Source organism: Bradyrhizobium sp., from assembly GCF_052389815.1.
Taxonomy (GTDB): Bacteria; Pseudomonadota; Alphaproteobacteria; order Rhizobiales; family Xanthobacteraceae; genus Bradyrhizobium.
In genome coordinates this window covers 85637-101553 of the sequence record NZ_JBQTHN010000096.1, presented here as the reverse complement: position 1 = coordinate 101553, position 15917 = coordinate 85637, and the positions used below count along the sequence as shown (strand labels likewise).

At 65.5% G+C, this 15917-nt stretch carries 17 protein-coding genes and 1 tRNA gene; 10 read left to right on the top strand and 8 right to left on the bottom strand.

Annotation, left to right across the window (positions count from 1 at the left end; genetic code table 11):
• Nucleotides 1-63: 63 nt before the first annotated feature.
• From ACT4OC_RS16950 to ACT4OC_RS16925, 6 genes are all read left to right on the top strand, one after another.
• Nucleotides 64-1020: an aliphatic sulfonate ABC transporter substrate-binding protein gene (locus ACT4OC_RS16950; RefSeq protein ID WP_444840162.1), complete on the top strand. Its 957-nt coding sequence runs from the start codon at nucleotides 64-66 to the stop codon at nucleotides 1018-1020.
• A gap of 48 nt (nucleotides 1021-1068) precedes the next feature.
• On the top strand, nucleotides 1069-2241 hold the full coding sequence (gene ssuD, locus ACT4OC_RS16945; protein ID WP_444840161.1) for an FMNH2-dependent alkanesulfonate monooxygenase: 1173 nt from the start codon (nucleotides 1069-1071) through the stop codon (nucleotides 2239-2241).
• Complete coding sequence (gene ssuC, locus ACT4OC_RS16940; protein WP_444840160.1) at nucleotides 2238-3044, top strand: aliphatic sulfonate ABC transporter permease SsuC; 807 nt, start codon at nucleotides 2238-2240, stop codon at nucleotides 3042-3044. The genes ssuD and ssuC overlap by 4 nt, the downstream gene beginning before the upstream one ends.
• Nucleotides 3045-3051: 7 nt before the next feature.
• On the top strand, nucleotides 3052-3891 hold the full coding sequence (locus ACT4OC_RS16935; RefSeq protein WP_444840159.1) for an ATP-binding cassette domain-containing protein: 840 nt from the start codon (nucleotides 3052-3054) through the stop codon (nucleotides 3889-3891).
• A gap of 8 nt (nucleotides 3892-3899) precedes the next feature.
• Entirely contained in the window at nucleotides 3900-4478 is a 579-nt protein-coding gene (locus ACT4OC_RS16930) for a flavin reductase family protein (protein ID WP_444840158.1), read from the top strand.
• An 80-nt stretch (nucleotides 4479-4558) separates the two neighbouring features.
• Nucleotides 4559-4714 (top strand): hypothetical protein, encoded by a 156-nt coding sequence (locus ACT4OC_RS16925; RefSeq protein ID WP_444840157.1) that lies wholly within the window; start codon nucleotides 4559-4561, stop codon nucleotides 4712-4714.
• A gap of 59 nt (nucleotides 4715-4773) precedes the next feature.
• Here the strand turns inward: ACT4OC_RS16925 and flbD are convergent, their stop codons facing one another.
• From flbD to ACT4OC_RS16885, 8 genes are all read right to left on the bottom strand, one after another.
• A complete protein-coding gene (flbD, locus tag ACT4OC_RS16920) occupies nucleotides 4774-6153 on the bottom strand; it encodes a sigma-54-dependent transcriptional regulator FlbD (protein ID WP_444840156.1) in 1380 nt (459 codons plus the stop codon).
• Nucleotides 6154-6215: 62 nt separating this feature from the next.
• On the bottom strand, nucleotides 6216-6566 hold the full coding sequence (gene fliN, locus ACT4OC_RS16915; RefSeq protein ID WP_444840155.1) for a flagellar motor switch protein FliN: 351 nt from the start codon (nucleotides 6564-6566) through the stop codon (nucleotides 6216-6218).
• Nucleotides 6567-6575: 9 nt separating this feature from the next.
• Nucleotides 6576-7202 (bottom strand): FliH/SctL family protein, encoded by a 627-nt coding sequence (locus ACT4OC_RS16910; protein ID WP_444840154.1) that lies wholly within the window; start codon nucleotides 7200-7202, stop codon nucleotides 6576-6578.
• Entirely contained in the window at nucleotides 7202-8284 is a 1083-nt protein-coding gene (gene fliG, locus ACT4OC_RS16905; protein ID WP_444840153.1) for a flagellar motor switch protein FliG, read from the bottom strand. The genes ACT4OC_RS16910 and fliG overlap by 1 nt, the downstream gene beginning before the upstream one ends.
• A gap of 6 nt (nucleotides 8285-8290) precedes the next feature.
• A complete protein-coding gene (gene fliF, locus ACT4OC_RS16900; protein WP_444840152.1) occupies nucleotides 8291-9928 on the bottom strand; it encodes a flagellar basal-body MS-ring/collar protein FliF in 1638 nt (545 codons plus the stop codon).
• A 171-nt stretch (nucleotides 9929-10099) separates the two neighbouring features.
• A complete protein-coding gene (sciP, locus tag ACT4OC_RS16895; RefSeq protein WP_002714638.1) occupies nucleotides 10100-10375 on the bottom strand; it encodes a CtrA inhibitor SciP in 276 nt (91 codons plus the stop codon).
• Nucleotides 10376-10567: 192 nt separating this feature from the next.
• Complete coding sequence (locus ACT4OC_RS16890) at nucleotides 10568-11272, bottom strand: flagellar hook assembly protein FlgD (RefSeq protein ID WP_444840151.1); 705 nt, start codon at nucleotides 11270-11272, stop codon at nucleotides 10568-10570.
• A gap of 10 nt (nucleotides 11273-11282) precedes the next feature.
• Nucleotides 11283-12920 (bottom strand): flagellar hook-length control protein FliK, encoded by a 1638-nt coding sequence (locus ACT4OC_RS16885; RefSeq protein ID WP_444840150.1) that lies wholly within the window; start codon nucleotides 12918-12920, stop codon nucleotides 11283-11285.
• Nucleotides 12921-13282: 362 nt separating this feature from the next.
• Here ACT4OC_RS16885 and mnmA point away from each other — a divergent pair, with 362 nt between their 5' ends.
• The 4 genes from mnmA (at nucleotide 13283) to ACT4OC_RS16865 (ending at nucleotide 15786) form a co-directional block, all read left to right on the top strand.
• Entirely contained in the window at nucleotides 13283-14467 is a 1185-nt protein-coding gene (mnmA, locus tag ACT4OC_RS16880) for a tRNA 2-thiouridine(34) synthase MnmA (RefSeq protein ID WP_444840149.1), read from the top strand.
• Nucleotides 14468-14547: 80 nt separating this feature from the next.
• Entirely contained in the window at nucleotides 14548-15183 is a 636-nt protein-coding gene (locus tag ACT4OC_RS16875) for a class I SAM-dependent methyltransferase (RefSeq protein WP_444840148.1), read from the top strand.
• Nucleotides 15184-15234: 51 nt separating this feature from the next.
• On the top strand, nucleotides 15235-15591 hold the full coding sequence (locus tag ACT4OC_RS16870) for a hypothetical protein (RefSeq protein WP_444840201.1): 357 nt from the start codon (nucleotides 15235-15237) through the stop codon (nucleotides 15589-15591).
• A gap of 118 nt (nucleotides 15592-15709) precedes the next feature.
• A tRNA-Met gene (locus ACT4OC_RS16865) sits at nucleotides 15710-15786 on the top strand.
• The last annotated feature ends 131 nt before the right edge of the window (nucleotides 15787-15917 follow it).

Sequence of the window (15917 nt, the reverse complement as noted above, 5' to 3'; positions counted from 1 at the left end):
TGCGGTCACGGTCGCCTCGACCGTTGGCGCTTCCTTTGGTTAGAAACACGAACGGAGATCATGATGTATCGTCGTCAATTCATTCAGCTGGCCCTCGTTTCAGGGGTCGCTATCACGCTGCCGTCGCTTGCGCGCGCCGAGGACAAACCGAAGGAGGTCCGCATCGGAACACAAAAGGGCGGCTTCTTTCCTGCAGTGCGGCAGCGCCGCACCGTCGAGAGCGTATTCGGGCCGCTCGGCATCGAAGTGAAGTGGGTCGACTTCCAGTTCGGTCCGCCGCTGCTCGAGGCCATCAATGTCGGGAGCGTCGACTTCGGCTTTGTCGGCGATTCTCCGCCGATCTTTGCCCAGGCTGCGAACGCGCGGATTCGGTATGTGGCCGCCGTAAAGTCGGAGGGCAACACGCAGGCGATCATCGTACCGAAGGAGTCGGCGATCAAGACGCTTGCCGACCTCAAGGGCAAGCGGATCGCCTTCGGCAAGGGATCTAGTGCGCACAATTTGCTGGTCGCAGCACTGGAGAAGGCCGGCGTCCCCTGGACTGACATCACGCCCACGCCGTTGGCGCCTGCGGATGCGACTGCAGCCTTCGTCAAGGGCTCTATCGACGCCTGGTCGATATGGGATCCCTATCTTTCGCTCGCCGAACTGAAGGAGGGCGCCCGAGTGATAGCGTTCGACAAGGACATCCACAAGCCGAACGCATTCTACATCGCTGGCACCGAGTTCGTCGAAAAGTATCCGTCCGTTGTGGCCCGGCTCAACTCGGTGTTCGCCTCGGAAGGAGCCTGGGCCGAGTCCCACCACGAGGCGGTTGCGAAAGCGCAGGCCGAAGCGACGGGCGTCGACATCCAGGCCGTCAGGCGCTTTGTCAACCGTTCCAACTACCGGGTCGTTCCGATCGACGCCGACGTGATCAGGAGCCAGCAGGCGATCGCCGATCGTTTCGCTCGCCTCAACTTGATTCCCAGGCAGATCAACGTCGCCGACATCGTGTGGAAGTGGAGCCCGGGCACCTGACGGATCACTTGCACTTCTGAAAGTCTCGAACGACGGGGATCTGTATCAATGAGCGTCGACGTACACACTTCCACGAAAGTCCTCTGGTTCCTTCCGACCCATGGTGACGGGCACTATCTCGGCACCACGGTGGGCGGACGGGAGGTTGACTTCAATTACCTGCGGCAAGTTGCACAGGCCGCCGATCGGCTTGGTTACTATGGCGTGTTGATCCCGACGGGGCGTAGCTGCGAGGATTCCTGGATCGTTGCTTCCGCGGTCGCGTCGTACACCGAGCGACTCCGCTATCTCGTCGCGGTGCGACCGGGCCTGCAATCGCCGAGCGTTGCCGCGCGGATGACTGCGACGCTCGACCGGCTGACAAATGGCCGGCTGCTGGTCAACGTCGTGACTGGCGGTGATCCCGTCGAGAACAAGGGCGATGGCATCTTCCTGGAGCATGCCGCGCGCTATCAGGTGACGCGTGAATTCCTGACTGTCTACAACGCACTCCTGGAAGGAAACACCGTCAACTTCGAAGGCAGGCACATCCGCGTCGAAGGCGGCAGCTTGCTGTTTCGGCCGGCGCAGTCGCCGAGACCACCCCTGTTCTTTGGCGGATCGTCGGATGCAGGGATAGACGTCGCGGTCGATACAGTCGAGAAATACCTGACCTGGGGCGAACCTCCGGCGCAGGTCGCAGAGAAGATCAGCCGGGTGAGGGAAGTTGCCGCGAGCCGCGGTCGGAGTCTCTCCTTCGGCATCCGGCTCCATGTAATCGTCAGGGAGACCAATGAGGAAGCCTGGAAGGCTGCGGGCGATCTGATCAAATACGTCACCGACGACACTATCGCGGCTGCGCAGAACGTCTTTTCGCGCATGGACTCGGTCGGCCAGCAGCGCATGTCGCAGTTGCATGGCGGGCGACGCGACAAGCTCGAGATCAGTCCGAACCTCTGGGCCGGCGTCGGCCTCGTGCGTGGCGGCGCCGGCACGGCACTCGTTGGCGATCCCCCAACCGTCGCGGCGCGCATCAGGGAATATCAGGACATCGGCATCGATACCTTCGTCCTGTCCGGCTATCCGCACCTGGAGGAAGCCTATCGCTTCGCCGAACTGGTGTTCCCGCGGCTGTCGCTGTCGCAGCCCGGCAATGTCACGCCGATCCGCGTCAATACCGGCCCGTTCGGCGAAACCATCGCCAACGAGCGCCGTCCTCTGGTGAAGGCGTCGCAATCATGAGCCTTGTTGAAAGTCTCCCCCGCGTCCGACGGCTGCGTCTGCCGCGTGCCGATGGGCTCATCCCGTGGATTGTGCCGCTCGCGATCATCCTGATCTGGCAAGTGGCGAGCGTCACCGGCTTCGTGCCGACGCGCGTGCTGCCGGCACCGACTGACGTAGCGCTTGCGGGGTGGAAACTGCTGCTGTCGGGCGAACTCGTCCGCAACATCTGGGTCAGCTTCTGGCGGGCCAGCGTCGGCTTCCTGATCGGCGGCAGCATCGGATTCAGTTTCGGGCTGGCGAACGGCTTGTCTCAATTGTCTGCAAGACTGACCGACACCACACTGCAGATGGTGCGCAACATCCCGCACCTGGCGCTAATTCCGCTGGTCATCCTTTGGTTCGGCATCGACGAGTCGGCAAAGCTGTTCCTGGTGGCGCTCGGCGTGTTCTTCCCGATCTACCTCAACACACTTCATGGCATCCGCACCGTCGACCCGCAGTTGATCGAGATGGGGCGCATCTACGGCATGACCGATGGCGATCTGTTCCGCAGGGTGATTTTCCCGGGCGCGCTGCCCTCGATCTTCGTCGGCCTGCGCTTTGCACTCGGCATCATGTGGCTGACCCTGATCGTGGCAGAGACCATCGCGGCATCGTCCGGGCTCGGCTACATGGCGATGCAGGCGCGCGAATTCATGCTTATCGACGTCGTCGTGCTTTCCATCCTGATCTACGCGCTGCTGGGGAAACTCGCTGACAGCGCCTCGCGTGCGCTGGAACGGCTGACGCTGTCCTGGCACCCCGCCTTCCAGAAACATTGAGGAACAGATGCAAGAGGCCCTTCGTATTCTTCCCGCCGAGGCCGAACTGGTGATGCAGCCCGACTTCATCGAGCAGGCCCGGCAGGCCAAGCGCGGTCCGGAAAGCCACTCCCGCGGGCTGCCGCTGACCATCCGCTCCTTGCGCAAATCCTTCGGCGACAATGAAGTGCTGCGAAGTGTCGATCTGCACATCTCGGGGGGGCAGTTTGTGGCCATCGTCGGCCAGAGCGGCTGCGGCAAGAGCACGTTGCTGCGGCTGATCGCGGGGCTGGAGACCACCACCGGCGGCACCATCAGCTTCGGCGAGGAAGCGCGCGCCGCCGATATCAGGGTGATGTTCCAGGAGCCGCGGCTACTGCCCTGGGCACGGGTGCTCGGCAATGTCGAGGTCGGTCTCGGGCGCGAGCGCCATTCCCCCGACGCGCAGGCGCGCGCCGTGCATGCGCTCGACGAAGTCGGTCTCAGCGACAAGCGCGGCCAGTGGCCGGCAACGCTCTCCGGCGGCCAGAAGCAGCGCGTGGCGCTGGCGCGTGCGCTGGTCAGCCAGCCGCGGGTGCTGGCGTTCGACGAGCCGCTCGGCGCGCTCGATGCGCTGACCCGCATTTCGATGCAGCAGCTGCTTGAGCGGGTCTGGCGCGATCAGGGCTTCACTGCGATCCTCGTCACCCACGACGTCGCCGAAGCCGTGGCGCTGGCCGACCGTGTACTCGTCATCGAGGATGGCGAGATTGCCCATGATGTCGCCGTCGACATTCCGCGGCCGCGCCGACGCGGCTCGGCCGATCTTGCGGCGCTGGAAGGCTCGATCCTGCGGCAATTGCTCAAGTCAACCGACGACGCAGCATAGGAGGCGGCATGAACTCCACCGTCCGCGACATCAGCATCATCAGCGAGGTTTCCGCCGATGATTTCCGCAACGCTATGCGGCGGCTCACCGGCGGTATCAGCGTGATCACGGCCGGGCGGGGCAAGGACATCAGCGGCATGACGGTGACGTCGGTATTGTCGCTCTCCGTCGAGCCGCCGGCGCTGATCGTCAGCGTCAACCGAGCCGCTTCGTCGTGGCCGTTGATCCGCCGTTACGGCTTCTTCGGCGTCAACCTTCTCAACGCCGACCAGCTCGACATCGCCGAGCGCTTCACTGGCAAGGGCGGGCTGAAAGGCGCCGCGCGCTTTGCCGGGGCCAACTGGTTCACCCGGGCCTCCGGAGTGCCGCTGCTGTCGGGCGCGCTCGCCGCGATCGATTGCGAGGTAGAGGAAGTGGTCGAGCGCCATTCCCACGCCATCATCATCGGCCGCGTCCTGGATGTGCAGCTGTCGCCGCGCTGCGCGGCGTTGGCCTATTGGCAGGGGCAATATGTCGCGATCGATCGTGACGAGGATGCCGCCAAACTGGCTGAGGTCAGCGTTCCGGCCGGGCGTTCCCGGCGGTAGGGCTGGTCATTTCGAACCTCAGGGGCTAGAAGGCGTTCAGCGCGATGTCAGGCGCGCAATGCCAGCCCTTCGCAGGTTCGATGAAACGTCTTGCCACCTGGGCCTTCTACGCCGTCGGCGCGCTCGCGATCGCCTATCTCGCGCTCTATGCCTATGTGGCCTTCACCGGGCGCGATTTCACGCCCGGCGATCCCATTCATATTTTCCGCAAGCCTGACGCGCCGAGCTATTCGTGAGCAGTATCCCGGCATAACAGCCTCCTGGCCTTGTGCTGGGCTTCTTGCAATGACGGGGCTTACCCCGCCACTGCCGCGCGGTGATAGTCGCCGGCGCCGGCCGGCGTGATAGGAATGCCGCCATCGGCATATTCGTTGAGCTTGTTGCGCAGGGTGCGGATCGAGATGCCGAGGATGTTGGCGGCATGGGTCCGGTTGCCGAGGCAATGCTTCAGCGTCTCCAGGATCAGGTCGCGCTCGACGTCGGCCACGGTGCGGCCGACGAGGGCGCGCGTCACCTGCTCGGCGGCGAGCGTAGCGTGGGCCACGGCCGGCGCGGTCTTCGCGAGATCGAGGCGGTCGCCGTCCGGCGTGATGATGGCGTCAGACCCGATCTCGTCGCCCTGTGCCATCAGCACCGCGCGATGGATGGTGTTTTCCAGCTCGCGGACGTTGCCCTGCCAGCGGTTGGCGGTCAGCACGCGCTTGGCTTCCGCCGAGAGCGGACGCAGCGGCACGCCGTTGGCCTCGGCATACTTCTTGGCAAAGTGCTGCGCCAGCTCGAGGATGTCGGCGGGGCGCTCGCGCAGCGGCGGGATCTTCAGGTTGACGACGTTGAGGCGGAACAGCAAGTCCTCGCGGAAGGTGCCTTCGCGCACGGCGTCCTGCAGGTTGCGGTTGGAGGTCGCGATGATGCGGATGTCGACTGGTACCGGCTTGGTGCCGCCGACGCGGTCGATCACGCGCTCCTGGATGGCCCGCAGCAGCTTCGATTGCAGCCGCACGTCCATCTCGGAGATTTCGTCGAGCAGGAGCGTGCCGCCGGTCGCCTCCTCGAACTTGCCGATGCGGCGGGCGATTGCGCCCGTGAACGCGCCCTTCTCATGGCCGAACAGCTCGGATTCCAGCAGATGCTCGGGGATCGCGGCGCAGTTGATCGAGATGAAGGGCCGCTTTGCCCGCGCCGAGCGGGAGTGCACGTAGCGTGCCAGCACTTCCTTGCCTGTTCCGGATTCGCCGGTGATCATCACCGAGGCATCGGAGCCTGCGATCTGCTGCGCCAGCTTGATCACCTTGCCCATCGCTTCGTCGCGCCAGACGAGGTCGCGGGAGTCGTTGGCGACGGCGGCGAGCACGGCGGCGATCAGCTCGGGATCGGGCGGCAGCGGGATGTATTCCTTTGCGCCGGCGTGGATTGCGGCGACCGCGGCGCGGGCGTCGCTGGTGATGCCGCAGGCCACGATCGGTACGTGGATGTGCTCGGCTTCCAGCCGCATCACGAGATCGCGGATGTCGAGCGCGACATCGACCATCAGGAGGTCGGCGCCCTTGCCGCCGCGCAGCACGTTCATCGCCTGCTCGTTGCCTTCGGCATGGGTCACCGAGGCGCCGTTTTCCATCGCGATCTTGGTGGCGGTGGTGAGCTGGCCCTTCAGTGTACCAACGATGAGAAGCCGCATGATAGTCTCCTGTTCTTATTCCCTTCGCGCCATGAAGCGCGCTTGTTGTGCTCCGGGACGCCCTAGCTGCGGTCCGCCTTGATGATTTCCGTCATGGTCACGCCGAGCTTGTCCTCGACCAGCACGACTTCGCCACGAGCCACCAGGCGGTTGTTGACGTAGATGTCGATGGACTCACCGACCCTCCGATCGAGCTCGAGCACGGTGCCGGGCCCGAGCTTGAGCAGCTCGCCGACGTCCATCTTGGAGCGGCCGAGAACGGCCGAAACCTGAACCGGCACGTCGAACACCGCCTCGAGGTCGGCGGCGATGCGCGAGGCGTTCTCGTCCTCGTTGTAACCGATGTCGTCGGTCGGCGGCGCGTCGGCGGCGTTGAGGTCCGGAAGCGGGACGTTGGTGTCGGTGTCACTCATGGCTCATCCTCACGGCCCCTCGGCCTCGTTGCGGGACGCCATGTAGCGCCCGACAAGTTCGCTTATCTTGGCTTCGATCGCGGCGCGGTCCAGCACCACGCCGCCGTCGGCCCATTCGATCCGGCAGTCGCCGGTGGCAATGGTCGGCTCCGCCAGGATCACCAGGCGGCCTTCGAAGCCGGCATGGGCAGCGAGCCGCTCGATCTGCGTCTTCGCAGGCTCGTAAAGGCTGTCATTGATGCGCACCACCAGATGCGGCGTCGACACCAGGTGCGAAAAGCAGTCGGAGACCAGCGCGGTGATCTCGCCGAGCGGCTCGCGCGCGATCAACTCGGCGCAAAGCTTGCGGGCGACCGCGACCGCGACGTCGACGGCTTCGGTCTCCATCCGGCTCTCGATGCCGGCAAAGCGCGAGGCGATGCCCTTGATGGCTATGCCGATCTCTTCCAGCGCAAGCGCGACGCGGCGATCGCTCTCCACCTTGGCCTCGCGCTGGGCTGCGTCGTAGCCGGCCCGATAGGCGCGCGCCTCGGCTTCCGCGACTTTTGCCGCGATCTCGGCAGCGGTCGCGGCCTTCTCCTTCTTGTCGGGAGCGCCGAAGTCGACGTCGAACAGGAATTTTGCGGGAGCCGACATCAGTACACCAGCTCCTCGTCGGCGCGGTTCTTGGTGAGCGTGATCTCGCCCTTGGCGGCGAGATCCTTGGCGAGGTTGACCAGCAACGCCTGCGCCTCGTCGACGTCGCGCAGCCGCACCGGACCCATTGCGGCCATGTCGTCGAGCAGCATCTTGCCGGCGCGCGAGGACATGTTGCCGAGGAAGAAGCCGCGCACTTCCTCGTTGGCGCTCTTCAGCGCGACGGCGAGCTTTTCCTTGTCGACATTGCGCATCAGGGTCTGGGCCGAGGCGGAATCCAGCTTGATCAGGTCGTCGAAGGTGAACATCAGCGCCTTGATGCGCTCGGCCGCCTCGCGGTTGTCTTCCTCCAGCGAGGTGATGAAGCGGGTTTCGGTCTGGCGGTCGAAGTTGTTGAAGATTTCCGCCATTACCTCGTGGGCATCGCGGCGGCGGGTCTGCGAAAGGTTGGACATGAATTCGCTTCGCAGCGTCTGCTCGACGCGCTCGATCACTTCCTTCTGCACCGCCTCCATCTTCAGCATGCGGTTGACGACGTCGAGCGCCATGTCCTCAGGGAGAATGGCGAGCACGCGCGCCGCGTGCTCCGGCTTCAGCTTCGACAGCACCACGGCGATGGTCTGCGGGTACTCGTTCTTCAGGTAGTTGGCGAGCACCTCTTCCTGCACGTTGGAGAGCTTCTCCCACATGTTGCGGCCGGCTGGGCCGCGGATTTCGTCCATGATGCCGGTGACGCGTTCGCTCGGCAGGTACTGCTGCAGCAGCCGTTCGGTGGCGTCGAAATTGCCCATCAGCGCGCCGGAGGCCGACATGCGCGAGACGAATTCGAGGAGCAGGTCCTCGACCGTCTCGGCCTCGACGGTGCCGAGCGTCGACATGTGGATCGACAGCTCGCGCACCTCGTCGTCATCGAGCAGGCTCCACACCCTGCCGCCGTATTGCTCGCCGAGCGCCAGCATCAGGATGGCGGCGCGCTTCGGTCCGCTCAAGGGCTTTGCCTTGGGACGGTTGCTCTGACGGCTCGCCAGCGAGGAGATGACAGTGGTGATGTCGGCGGCGTTGGAGGTTTGCGGTACGGCCATGTCGGATCACGCGGGCTGGGCTTCTTCGCTGAGCCATTGACGGACAATGGAAGCGGTTTCGTTGGGATTGCGTTCGGCGAGTTCGCCGACGCGGTGAACGGCCTGGGCGTGGACCTGGCCCTGCACCTGGGCAACGTCGATCAGCGAGGCTGCCGTGGAGCCCGGCGGCAGCAGCGGCTGGCCCGGCGCGCCGCCGGCCTCGCCGGCCCTGGCGCCATCGGCAAGTGCCATCGTGCCGGCCTCGGTCAGCGCCGGGATGGCTTCGGCTGCGAGGATACGTTTGACCAGCGGACGGATCACCATGAACAACACGACGAGGCCGAGCAGCATCATCACGCCGAGCTCGATGACGTACATGACATCGTCCTTGGTGAACTGGAACATGCCGAGCAGGCCGGCCGGCTCCACCACGGCAGGAACGCTGGGCGGTTCGGCAAAGCGCAGGTTGACGACTTCCACCTGGTCGCCGCGCTTCTGGTCGAAGCCGATCGCCGAGCGCACCAGCGATGCGATGCGGTCGAGCTGTTCTTTGGTGCGGTCCTGGTAGACCATCTCGCCCTTGTCGTTCTTGGCATAAATGCCGTCGACCAGCACCGCGACCGAGACGCGGTTGACCCTTCCGGCCTCGGTCACCTCGGTCTTGGTGGTGCGCGAGATTTCGTAGTTGTTGGTCTCTTCGCTCTTCTTGCTCTGCTCGCGCGCGGCTGCCGTGCCGTCGTTGCGCTGCTGGCCGGGTAGCTCGTTGTTGACGGTGACCTGCCCGTTATTCTCGGCGGTGGCGGAGGATTCCTCCCGCGTCTGGCTGGAGCGCAGCACCCGGCCCTCGGGGTCGAATTTGTCGGAGGTCTGCGTCACCTTGTTGTAGTCGAAATCGGCGGAGAGCTGGACGCGGGCGCGGCCCTGGCCGACCACGGAGGAGACGATGTCCTCGACCTGCTTGCGCATCCGCTTCTCGAAGGCGTTGCGGCGGTCGTCGCCGATGGCGTTTTCGGCTTCCGACGTGGCGCCGTCGGCCAGCAGTTGGCCGCCCTCGTCGACGATCGAGACCCGCTGCGGCTTCAGCCCGTTGACGGCGGACGCCACCACGTGGCGGATGGCCCGGATCTGCTGCGGCTCCAGCGCGCCACGGACGCGGACCACGATGGAGGCCGACGGCTCCGGCTTCTCACGGGAGAACAGCGGCCGCTCCGGCAGCACGAGGTGGACGCGGGCGGCCTGGATGCGGTCGATGGCGCGGATGGTGCGGGCAAGCTCGCCCTCCAGCGCGCGCATGTGGTTGATGTTCTGGACGAAGCTGGTGGTGCCCAGCGCGTCCGACTTGTCGAAGATCTCGTAGCCGACGCCGCCGCCCTTGGGCAGGTTGTTCTCGGCCAGCTTCATGCGCAGGCGCGTCACCTTGTCCTTGGGGACCATGATGACGGCGCCCTCGTTGCGCAGCTCGAAGGGAATCGCCTGGCGCTCGAGATCCTTGATGATGGCCGAGGAGTCGTCCACCGACAGGTCGGTAAAGAGGGTGGTCATCTGCGGCGTCGTGACGCGCATGATGACGAAGGCGAAGAATCCGATCAGCGCGGCGGTCACCGCGACCATCGCCGCCAGCCGCGCCGCGCCCAGTCCTCTCAGGAAAGCAACCAGACTTTGCACCAAGGCCCCCAGGGATTCGGCCCGAACCGGCCGAGGTGGGCAATTATTGCCTAGGGTATGGTTTCCAACTGGTTAACGGGGGTTAACGGGGAGCAACGAAATCCAAAAAATGAGAAAAACCGGCTTCGCAAGACGAAGCCGGTTTTCATCAAATGCCACGATGGGAGAGCTTTACTGGCGGTACTGCTGGATACGGGTGGTGCGCAGGCCGGCCAGACCATGCTGATCGATCGAGAACTGCCAGGAGAGGAATTCGTCGACCGTCAGCGTGTAGCGGCTGCAGGCTTCCTCGAGGGAAAGCAGGCCGCCGCGGACCGCAGCGACGACTTCGGCCTTGCGGCGAATGACCCACCGCTTGGTGCCGGGTGCAGGAAGATCCGCGATGGTCAACGGACTGCCGTCAGGCCCGATGACGTATTTGACCCTCGGGCGATGGGGTTCTGTCATGGCGTACTCACAAACTCTCAACCACTGAACTCACAATGAGAAAACTACGCCGCCCCGCTTAAAATTTGCCTAAGCCCAAGGCTTCAATGAGAATCTCCTTCGAAATACCGAAAGACCCGCCTGCCGGATCAACGGCTTGCGGGCCAGTCTGGTTAATCTGGGTTAAGAAGTTCTAACCGAACGTTAACAAGCTCAGCTTGTGCTTGAGCTTGGGCGCACCACGCGCTTGATCTGGTCGGTGGTGTAAGTCTGGCCGCCGATCGAGAGCAGCGGCGGGGACGCCGTGAGGTCGACCGAATCAACCACGCCCTGAACCTCGGTCGAGATTGCCACGCTGTTGCCTGAAGAATCCTTACCCGTGGCGGTGAGGGTGTAGGTGCCCGCGGGCCATTGCGTACCGTCATTGCCCTTGCCGTCCCAGACGAAGCTGGCATTGCCCTGCTGCAGGGAATAGTTGCCGGAATAGACGGACTGGCCGGCCGAGTTGGTGATGGTGACGGTGGCGTTGGTGTCCTTGGGCGCATTCAGGTTCCAGGTCGCCGAGCCGTCGAACTTGGCCTTGCTGCCGTCCACCGCCACGGTATTGCCGACATAGACCAGCGCCTGGGTCGACTGCGCGCTCTTCTCGATCGCGATCAGCGAGGCGAGCTGCTCGTTCTGCCTCATTTGCTGCTCGATGCCGGCGAATTGCACGAGCTGGGCGGTGAACTGGTTGGTGTCGAGCGGCTCGAGCGGGTTCTGGTGCTGCAGCTGGGTGGTTAGCAGCGTCAGGAAGGTCTGGAAATTGCTCGCGATCGTCGCCGTGTTGTTCGACGAGGAATTATTGCCCGCATTTGTCGAGGTGTTGCTGGAGGTCGCGGAGACCACCGTGGTCGGCATGGTTGCGTCGATGGCCATGGCGTACTCCTTAAACCCTGATGTCCACGCCGCCGCTCGCGCCCAGCATGCGGCCGTAGCTGCCGGCGACGGCCGCAGGCACGGTTTCCTCGTCGGTGACGATCAGGCGCTGGGCGTTGGGATTGGAATGGTTGCCGTTCTGCCCCGAGGACGACTGGTCGCGCAGCGAGAATTGCAGGCCACCGTCGCCGGTGGAAAGGCCGGCATCGTTCAGCGCGCGCTGCAATTGCGGTGCGTCCTGGCGCAGCATCGACAGCGTCTCCGGCTTCTCGACCGTGAGATGCGAGGTCACCTGGCCATGGCGGTCGACGTCGATGCGCACATCGATGCGGCCGAGCTCGGCCGGGTCGAGCCGGATCTCGAAACGGCTCTTGCCGCTGCGCACGGACGCTGCAATTTCCATCGCCAGGCCCGAGAGCGGCACGGCGGCCGATTGCGTTGCCGCGGTTACGGTGAAGGAAGACTGTGTCGGGCCGGCCGTGGCCTGGATCAGCGGCAGGAAGGAGGCCGCGGCCTGCAGCGTGCCGGTTTGCGCATTCGACTGGCTGGACGCGGCATCAAGGCTTGCCGGATTGAGGTGGGTCGCCGTGGTCGAAGCGGCCTGGATGCCGGCCGATTCCGGCTTCGCCTGCTCGGCGTGGCCGGTCATGACATTCGGTTTTGCCACCGCTGGCTGCCCGGTGCCGGGGGCGACGGCGGCCGTGCCGGTGCTCGCTGCGTCGGGCGAAATCGTCGAAGCCTCGGGCGCGTCCGCAGATGCTGCGGCATCGCCGGCTAGGGTCGAGGCCTTGGCCCCGACCGTGATCTTCGGCGCCGCCGGCCGCGTCGCCGCAACCGTCAATCCGATCGCTTGTGCCGTCGTGGCGTCGCTGGATTGCGTGCCTTGCCCGGCCGTGGCGATCGCTTCGCCGGCTCTTGCCTTCGCATCGGCCTTCACCTCGGTCGCCGCTGCCTTGTTCGCTGCGTCGGTAGCGACGGCAGCAACCGCCGGCGTGCCGGCGGCTTCGGCCACCGCGTTGCTGGCGGCGATGGCCGCGGCCGCAATCGTCAGCGGTCCGGCGCCGGCGCCTGCGGTCGTGGCAGGGGCGGTTGACGGCGCGGCGGGGGCCTGCACGTCGGCCGCAATGGCGACGGTGATCGCGGTGGCGATCGCATCGGCGACCTCGGTGCCGTCCTGATCGGTGGCGGCCTGCGTTTCCGTGGGATCGGTTGCTTCCGCCTCGTCGGCAGCGGTCTTGTCGGCCTGCTTCATCTCGTCGCTCTTGCCGGCCGACTTCGTCTTGGCGCGCCTGGCCTGGCCTGCGTCCGTTGACGGGTCGGCGCCGGCCCGATCGGCGGCAGCGACGTCGCGCTTGTCGGCATCGTTGCGCTCGGGCTTGTCCGCGTTGGCATCGCGCGATTGAGCCCTGTCGGCGGCGGCGTCGTCCCGCCGGGCAGGGGCGGCACGCTTGCCGGCAGCCGACGGCTGCGGCGCAGGCGAAGGGTCCTGCGCGCGATCCTGGGTGCGGTCATTATGATTGGCCGCGGCGGTCGTGTTGCTGTCGACCAGCGAGGCGAAATTGTCGCTGACCGGCGACGGGTCGGCCTTTGCCCGCAGCTGGGCCTGGAACGACGGACTTGCGGCGATATCGGACGTGACGCTGACCACGGGCGGCCTCTCGGATAGGAACTCGTCCCTATGGTCAGCAAGGACCGGGCCAGCCGCGACCGCGGATCAAATTACAGCATTATCAAATACTTATGGAGCGGACGCCGCATGAGCCGCAGCCCGGAAGCGACCGCCTTTTCTGCCCGGCGGCAAGATTTGCCGTGGCCTTTGGAGCCTGTCCAATGTCTGCGCCCCCGTGATTGCTTCACGCAATCTCGGCCTATATTAGAGTGTGTCCGCCGGACCGTCCGGCGAGGCAAACGTTCCCTGAAGCCAAGGCCAAGGCCTTTCATCTCAAGGGCTTGAGCCGCGATATCGCGGGGCGCGCGCCCTTTGCGCGACCGCATCGACCGACCGGAGCCATGCGCAACAGTCTCGATCTCGAAGGCCGTCCCGAAGACACCCGTGTCGTGGTCGCCATGTCCGGCGGCGTCGATTCGTCGGTGACGGCTGCGTTGCTCAAGTCGCAGGGCTACGACGTCGTCGGCATCACGCTGCAGCTCTACGATCACGGCGCGGCCACCCATCGCAAGGGCGCCTGCTGCGCCGGGCGCGACATCCATGACGCCCGCAATGTCGCGGCCTCCATCGGCGTTCCGCATTACGTGCTGGATTACGAGAGCCGCTTCCGCGAGTCCGTGATCGACAATTTCGCCGAGAGCTATGCGCATGGCGAAACGCCGGTGCCGTGCATCGAGTGCAATCGCACGGTGAAGTTCCGCGACCTCCTGGAGACCGCGCGCGAGCTCGGCGCGGCTGCGCTCGCCACCGGCCACTATGTCGCTTCGCGCCGCCTGCCGGACGGATCGTGCGCGCTGCATTGTGCCGCGGACAGCGATCGCGACCAGAGCTATTTCCTGTTCGCCACCACGCGCGAACAACTCGATTTCCTGCGCTTCCCGCTCGGCGACATGAGCAAGCCCGAGGTGCGCGAGCTCGCGCGCCGTTTTGGCCTCGAGGTCGCCGACAAGCAGGACAGCCAGGACATCTGCTTCGTGCCGACCGGCCGCTACACCGACATCATCGGCCGGCTGCGCCCGAACGCGATGGAGCCCGGCGACATCGTCGACCTTTCCGGCCGCGTGCTCGGCCGCCATCACGGCATCGCGAATTTCACCGTCGGCCAGCGCAAGGGCCTCGGCATTGCTTCCGGCTCGCCGCTTTATGTCGTGCGGCTCGATGTCGACAGCCGCCGCGTCGTGGTCGGTCCGCGCGAGGCGTTGCGCATGGATCGTATCGTGCTGCGCGACGTCAACTGGATCGGCGACGGCGCGCTCGATTCCGCGCTCGGCGAGGGCATGGAGATGTTCGTCCGCGTGCGTTCGACGCGGCCGCCGCAGCCGGCGTTCTTGCGCGCCGGCAAGGACGGCTACGAGGTCGAGCTGGTCGCGGGCGAGGAGGGCGTTTCGCCCGGCCAGGCCTGTGTGTTCTACGACGCGCCCTCGGGGCAGGCCCGCGTGCTTGGCGGCGGCTTCATCAGAAGCGCGTCGGCGAAAATCGCCGAACGCGAAATGGCCGCGCCGCTGGTCGAAGCCGTGCGCGGGTAATCAAAACGCGCATGATCCCGTAAAGTGGGTACCGGTTTTCGGACCAGATCATGCGCCAACAGTAGAGTTCAGGGCAGGGGATGGGGGACATCAATCTCACGGGCGTGACCAAGGCGTATGACCGCTGGGCGCCGATCTACGATCTGGTGTTCGGCAAGGTGTTCGACGAGGGCCGCCGCTCCACCATCGCGGAGGCCGACCGCATCGGCGGGCGCGTGCTCGACGTCGGCGTCGGCACCGGGCTGTCGCTGTCGGACTATTCGCGCAGCACCAGGCTCTGCGGCGTCGATATTTCCGAGGGCATGCTGCGCAAGGCCAAGCAGCGCGTGCGCGAGTTCGGCCTGACCAATGTCGAGACGCTGGCGGTGATGGACGCCAAGCAGCTCGCCTTCGCCGACGCTTCGTTCGATGCGGTGGTGGCGCAATACGTCATCACGGCGGTGCCGGATCCCGAAGCGACCCTGGACGACTTCATCCGCGTGCTGAAGCCCGGCGGCGAGCTCATCCTGGTCAATCACATCGGCGCCGAAAGCGGCCCGCGCCGCGCCTTCGAGCTCGCCTTCGCGCCGTTGGCGCGCCGGCTCGGCTGGCGCCCGGAATTCCCGTGGGAGCGGATGGTCAATTGGGCCAGAAAACACGGCGGCGTAACGCTGACGGAGCGCCGCCCGATGCCGCCGATGGGCCACTTCTCGCTGATCCGCTACCGCAAATCGTGATCCCTTGCGGCGGGAACATCGAATGGCTCAGGCCGTTTTGTTCCCATGCGGATGAAACACGTGCTTCTCGCCTTGATGGTGGTGCCGGTTTCGGCCGGTTCCGTGCTCGCCCAGGCGCCGCCGTCTCCGACGACGCCGGCACAGCGGACCGCTCCGCCCGCACCCGATCGGCCGGCGAACTGCGCGCCCATGGACAAGGACGCGCATCCCGGCGTAGCGCCCGAAGGCCAGACGACGGGCCAGGCTCGCGAGCCGCTCAGCGACAAGCTAGCCAGATCCGACGGCGTGCTTTGCCCGCCGGCCGGCATCGACCCGGAAATGCGCGCGCCGACGCCGGACGCCGGCAAGACGCCCGTGATTCCACCGCCCGGCAGCCCCGGCGGCGATCCCTCGGTGCGTCCGAAATAAGCCGGAGTTGCAGATACTTGCGCGGAAGGGCGGGTTTGCTTGACAGGCAAGCGACCCACTCCTTATATGCCGCGCGTTCGCGAGATACGGCCGATTTCGGCCGCCGCCGAACGCGCGTGGCGGGGTAGCTCAGCTGGTTAGAGCACGGGAATCATAATCCTGGGGTCGGGGGTTCGAGTCCCTCCCCCGCTACCACGGGCCACTTTTGTCCAGCCCGGACACATAGGTAACAGAACGTACCTGGGACATGGGTGACAACCTCGTGCCGAACGGGTTGTCGGGGGTTGCAGGGTCACTCCACGCCTTCATGGCGCGGTCCATTATTG

Bases quoted from the DNA above. Each gene is read 5' to 3' on its own strand.
- ssuC (WP_444840160.1), top strand. From the start codon at position 2,238: ATGAGCCTTGTTGAAAGTCTCCCCCGCGTCCGACGGCTGCGTCTGCCG.
- fliN (WP_444840155.1), bottom strand. From the start codon at position 6,566: ATGAGTGACACCGACACCAACGTCCCGCTTCCGGACCTCAACGCCGCC.
- ACT4OC_RS16925 (WP_444840157.1), top strand. From the start codon at position 4,559: ATGAAACGTCTTGCCACCTGGGCCTTCTACGCCGTCGGCGCGCTCGCG.
- ACT4OC_RS16950 (WP_444840162.1), top strand. From the start codon at position 64: ATGTATCGTCGTCAATTCATTCAGCTGGCCCTCGTTTCAGGGGTCGCT.
- ACT4OC_RS16910 (WP_444840154.1), bottom strand. From the start codon at position 7,202: ATGTCGGCTCCCGCAAAATTCCTGTTCGACGTCGACTTCGGCGCTCCC.
- ssuD (WP_444840161.1), top strand. From the start codon at position 1,069: ATGAGCGTCGACGTACACACTTCCACGAAAGTCCTCTGGTTCCTTCCG.
- sciP (WP_002714638.1), bottom strand. From the start codon at position 10,375: ATGACAGAACCCCATCGCCCGAGGGTCAAATACGTCATCGGGCCTGAC.
- ACT4OC_RS16930 (WP_444840158.1), top strand. From the start codon at position 3,900: ATGAACTCCACCGTCCGCGACATCAGCATCATCAGCGAGGTTTCCGCC.
- mnmA (WP_444840149.1), top strand. From the start codon at position 13,283: ATGCGCAACAGTCTCGATCTCGAAGGCCGTCCCGAAGACACCCGTGTC.
- ACT4OC_RS16870 (WP_444840201.1), top strand. From the start codon at position 15,235: ATGAAACACGTGCTTCTCGCCTTGATGGTGGTGCCGGTTTCGGCCGGT.
- ACT4OC_RS16890 (WP_444840151.1), bottom strand. From the start codon at position 11,272: ATGGCCATCGACGCAACCATGCCGACCACGGTGGTCTCCGCGACCTCC.
- ACT4OC_RS16935 (WP_444840159.1), top strand. From the start codon at position 3,052: ATGCAAGAGGCCCTTCGTATTCTTCCCGCCGAGGCCGAACTGGTGATG.
- fliG (WP_444840153.1), bottom strand. From the start codon at position 8,284: ATGGCCGTACCGCAAACCTCCAACGCCGCCGACATCACCACTGTCATC.
- flbD (WP_444840156.1), bottom strand. From the start codon at position 6,153: ATGCGGCTTCTCATCGTTGGTACACTGAAGGGCCAGCTCACCACCGCC.
- ACT4OC_RS16875 (WP_444840148.1), top strand. From the start codon at position 14,548: ATGGGGGACATCAATCTCACGGGCGTGACCAAGGCGTATGACCGCTGG.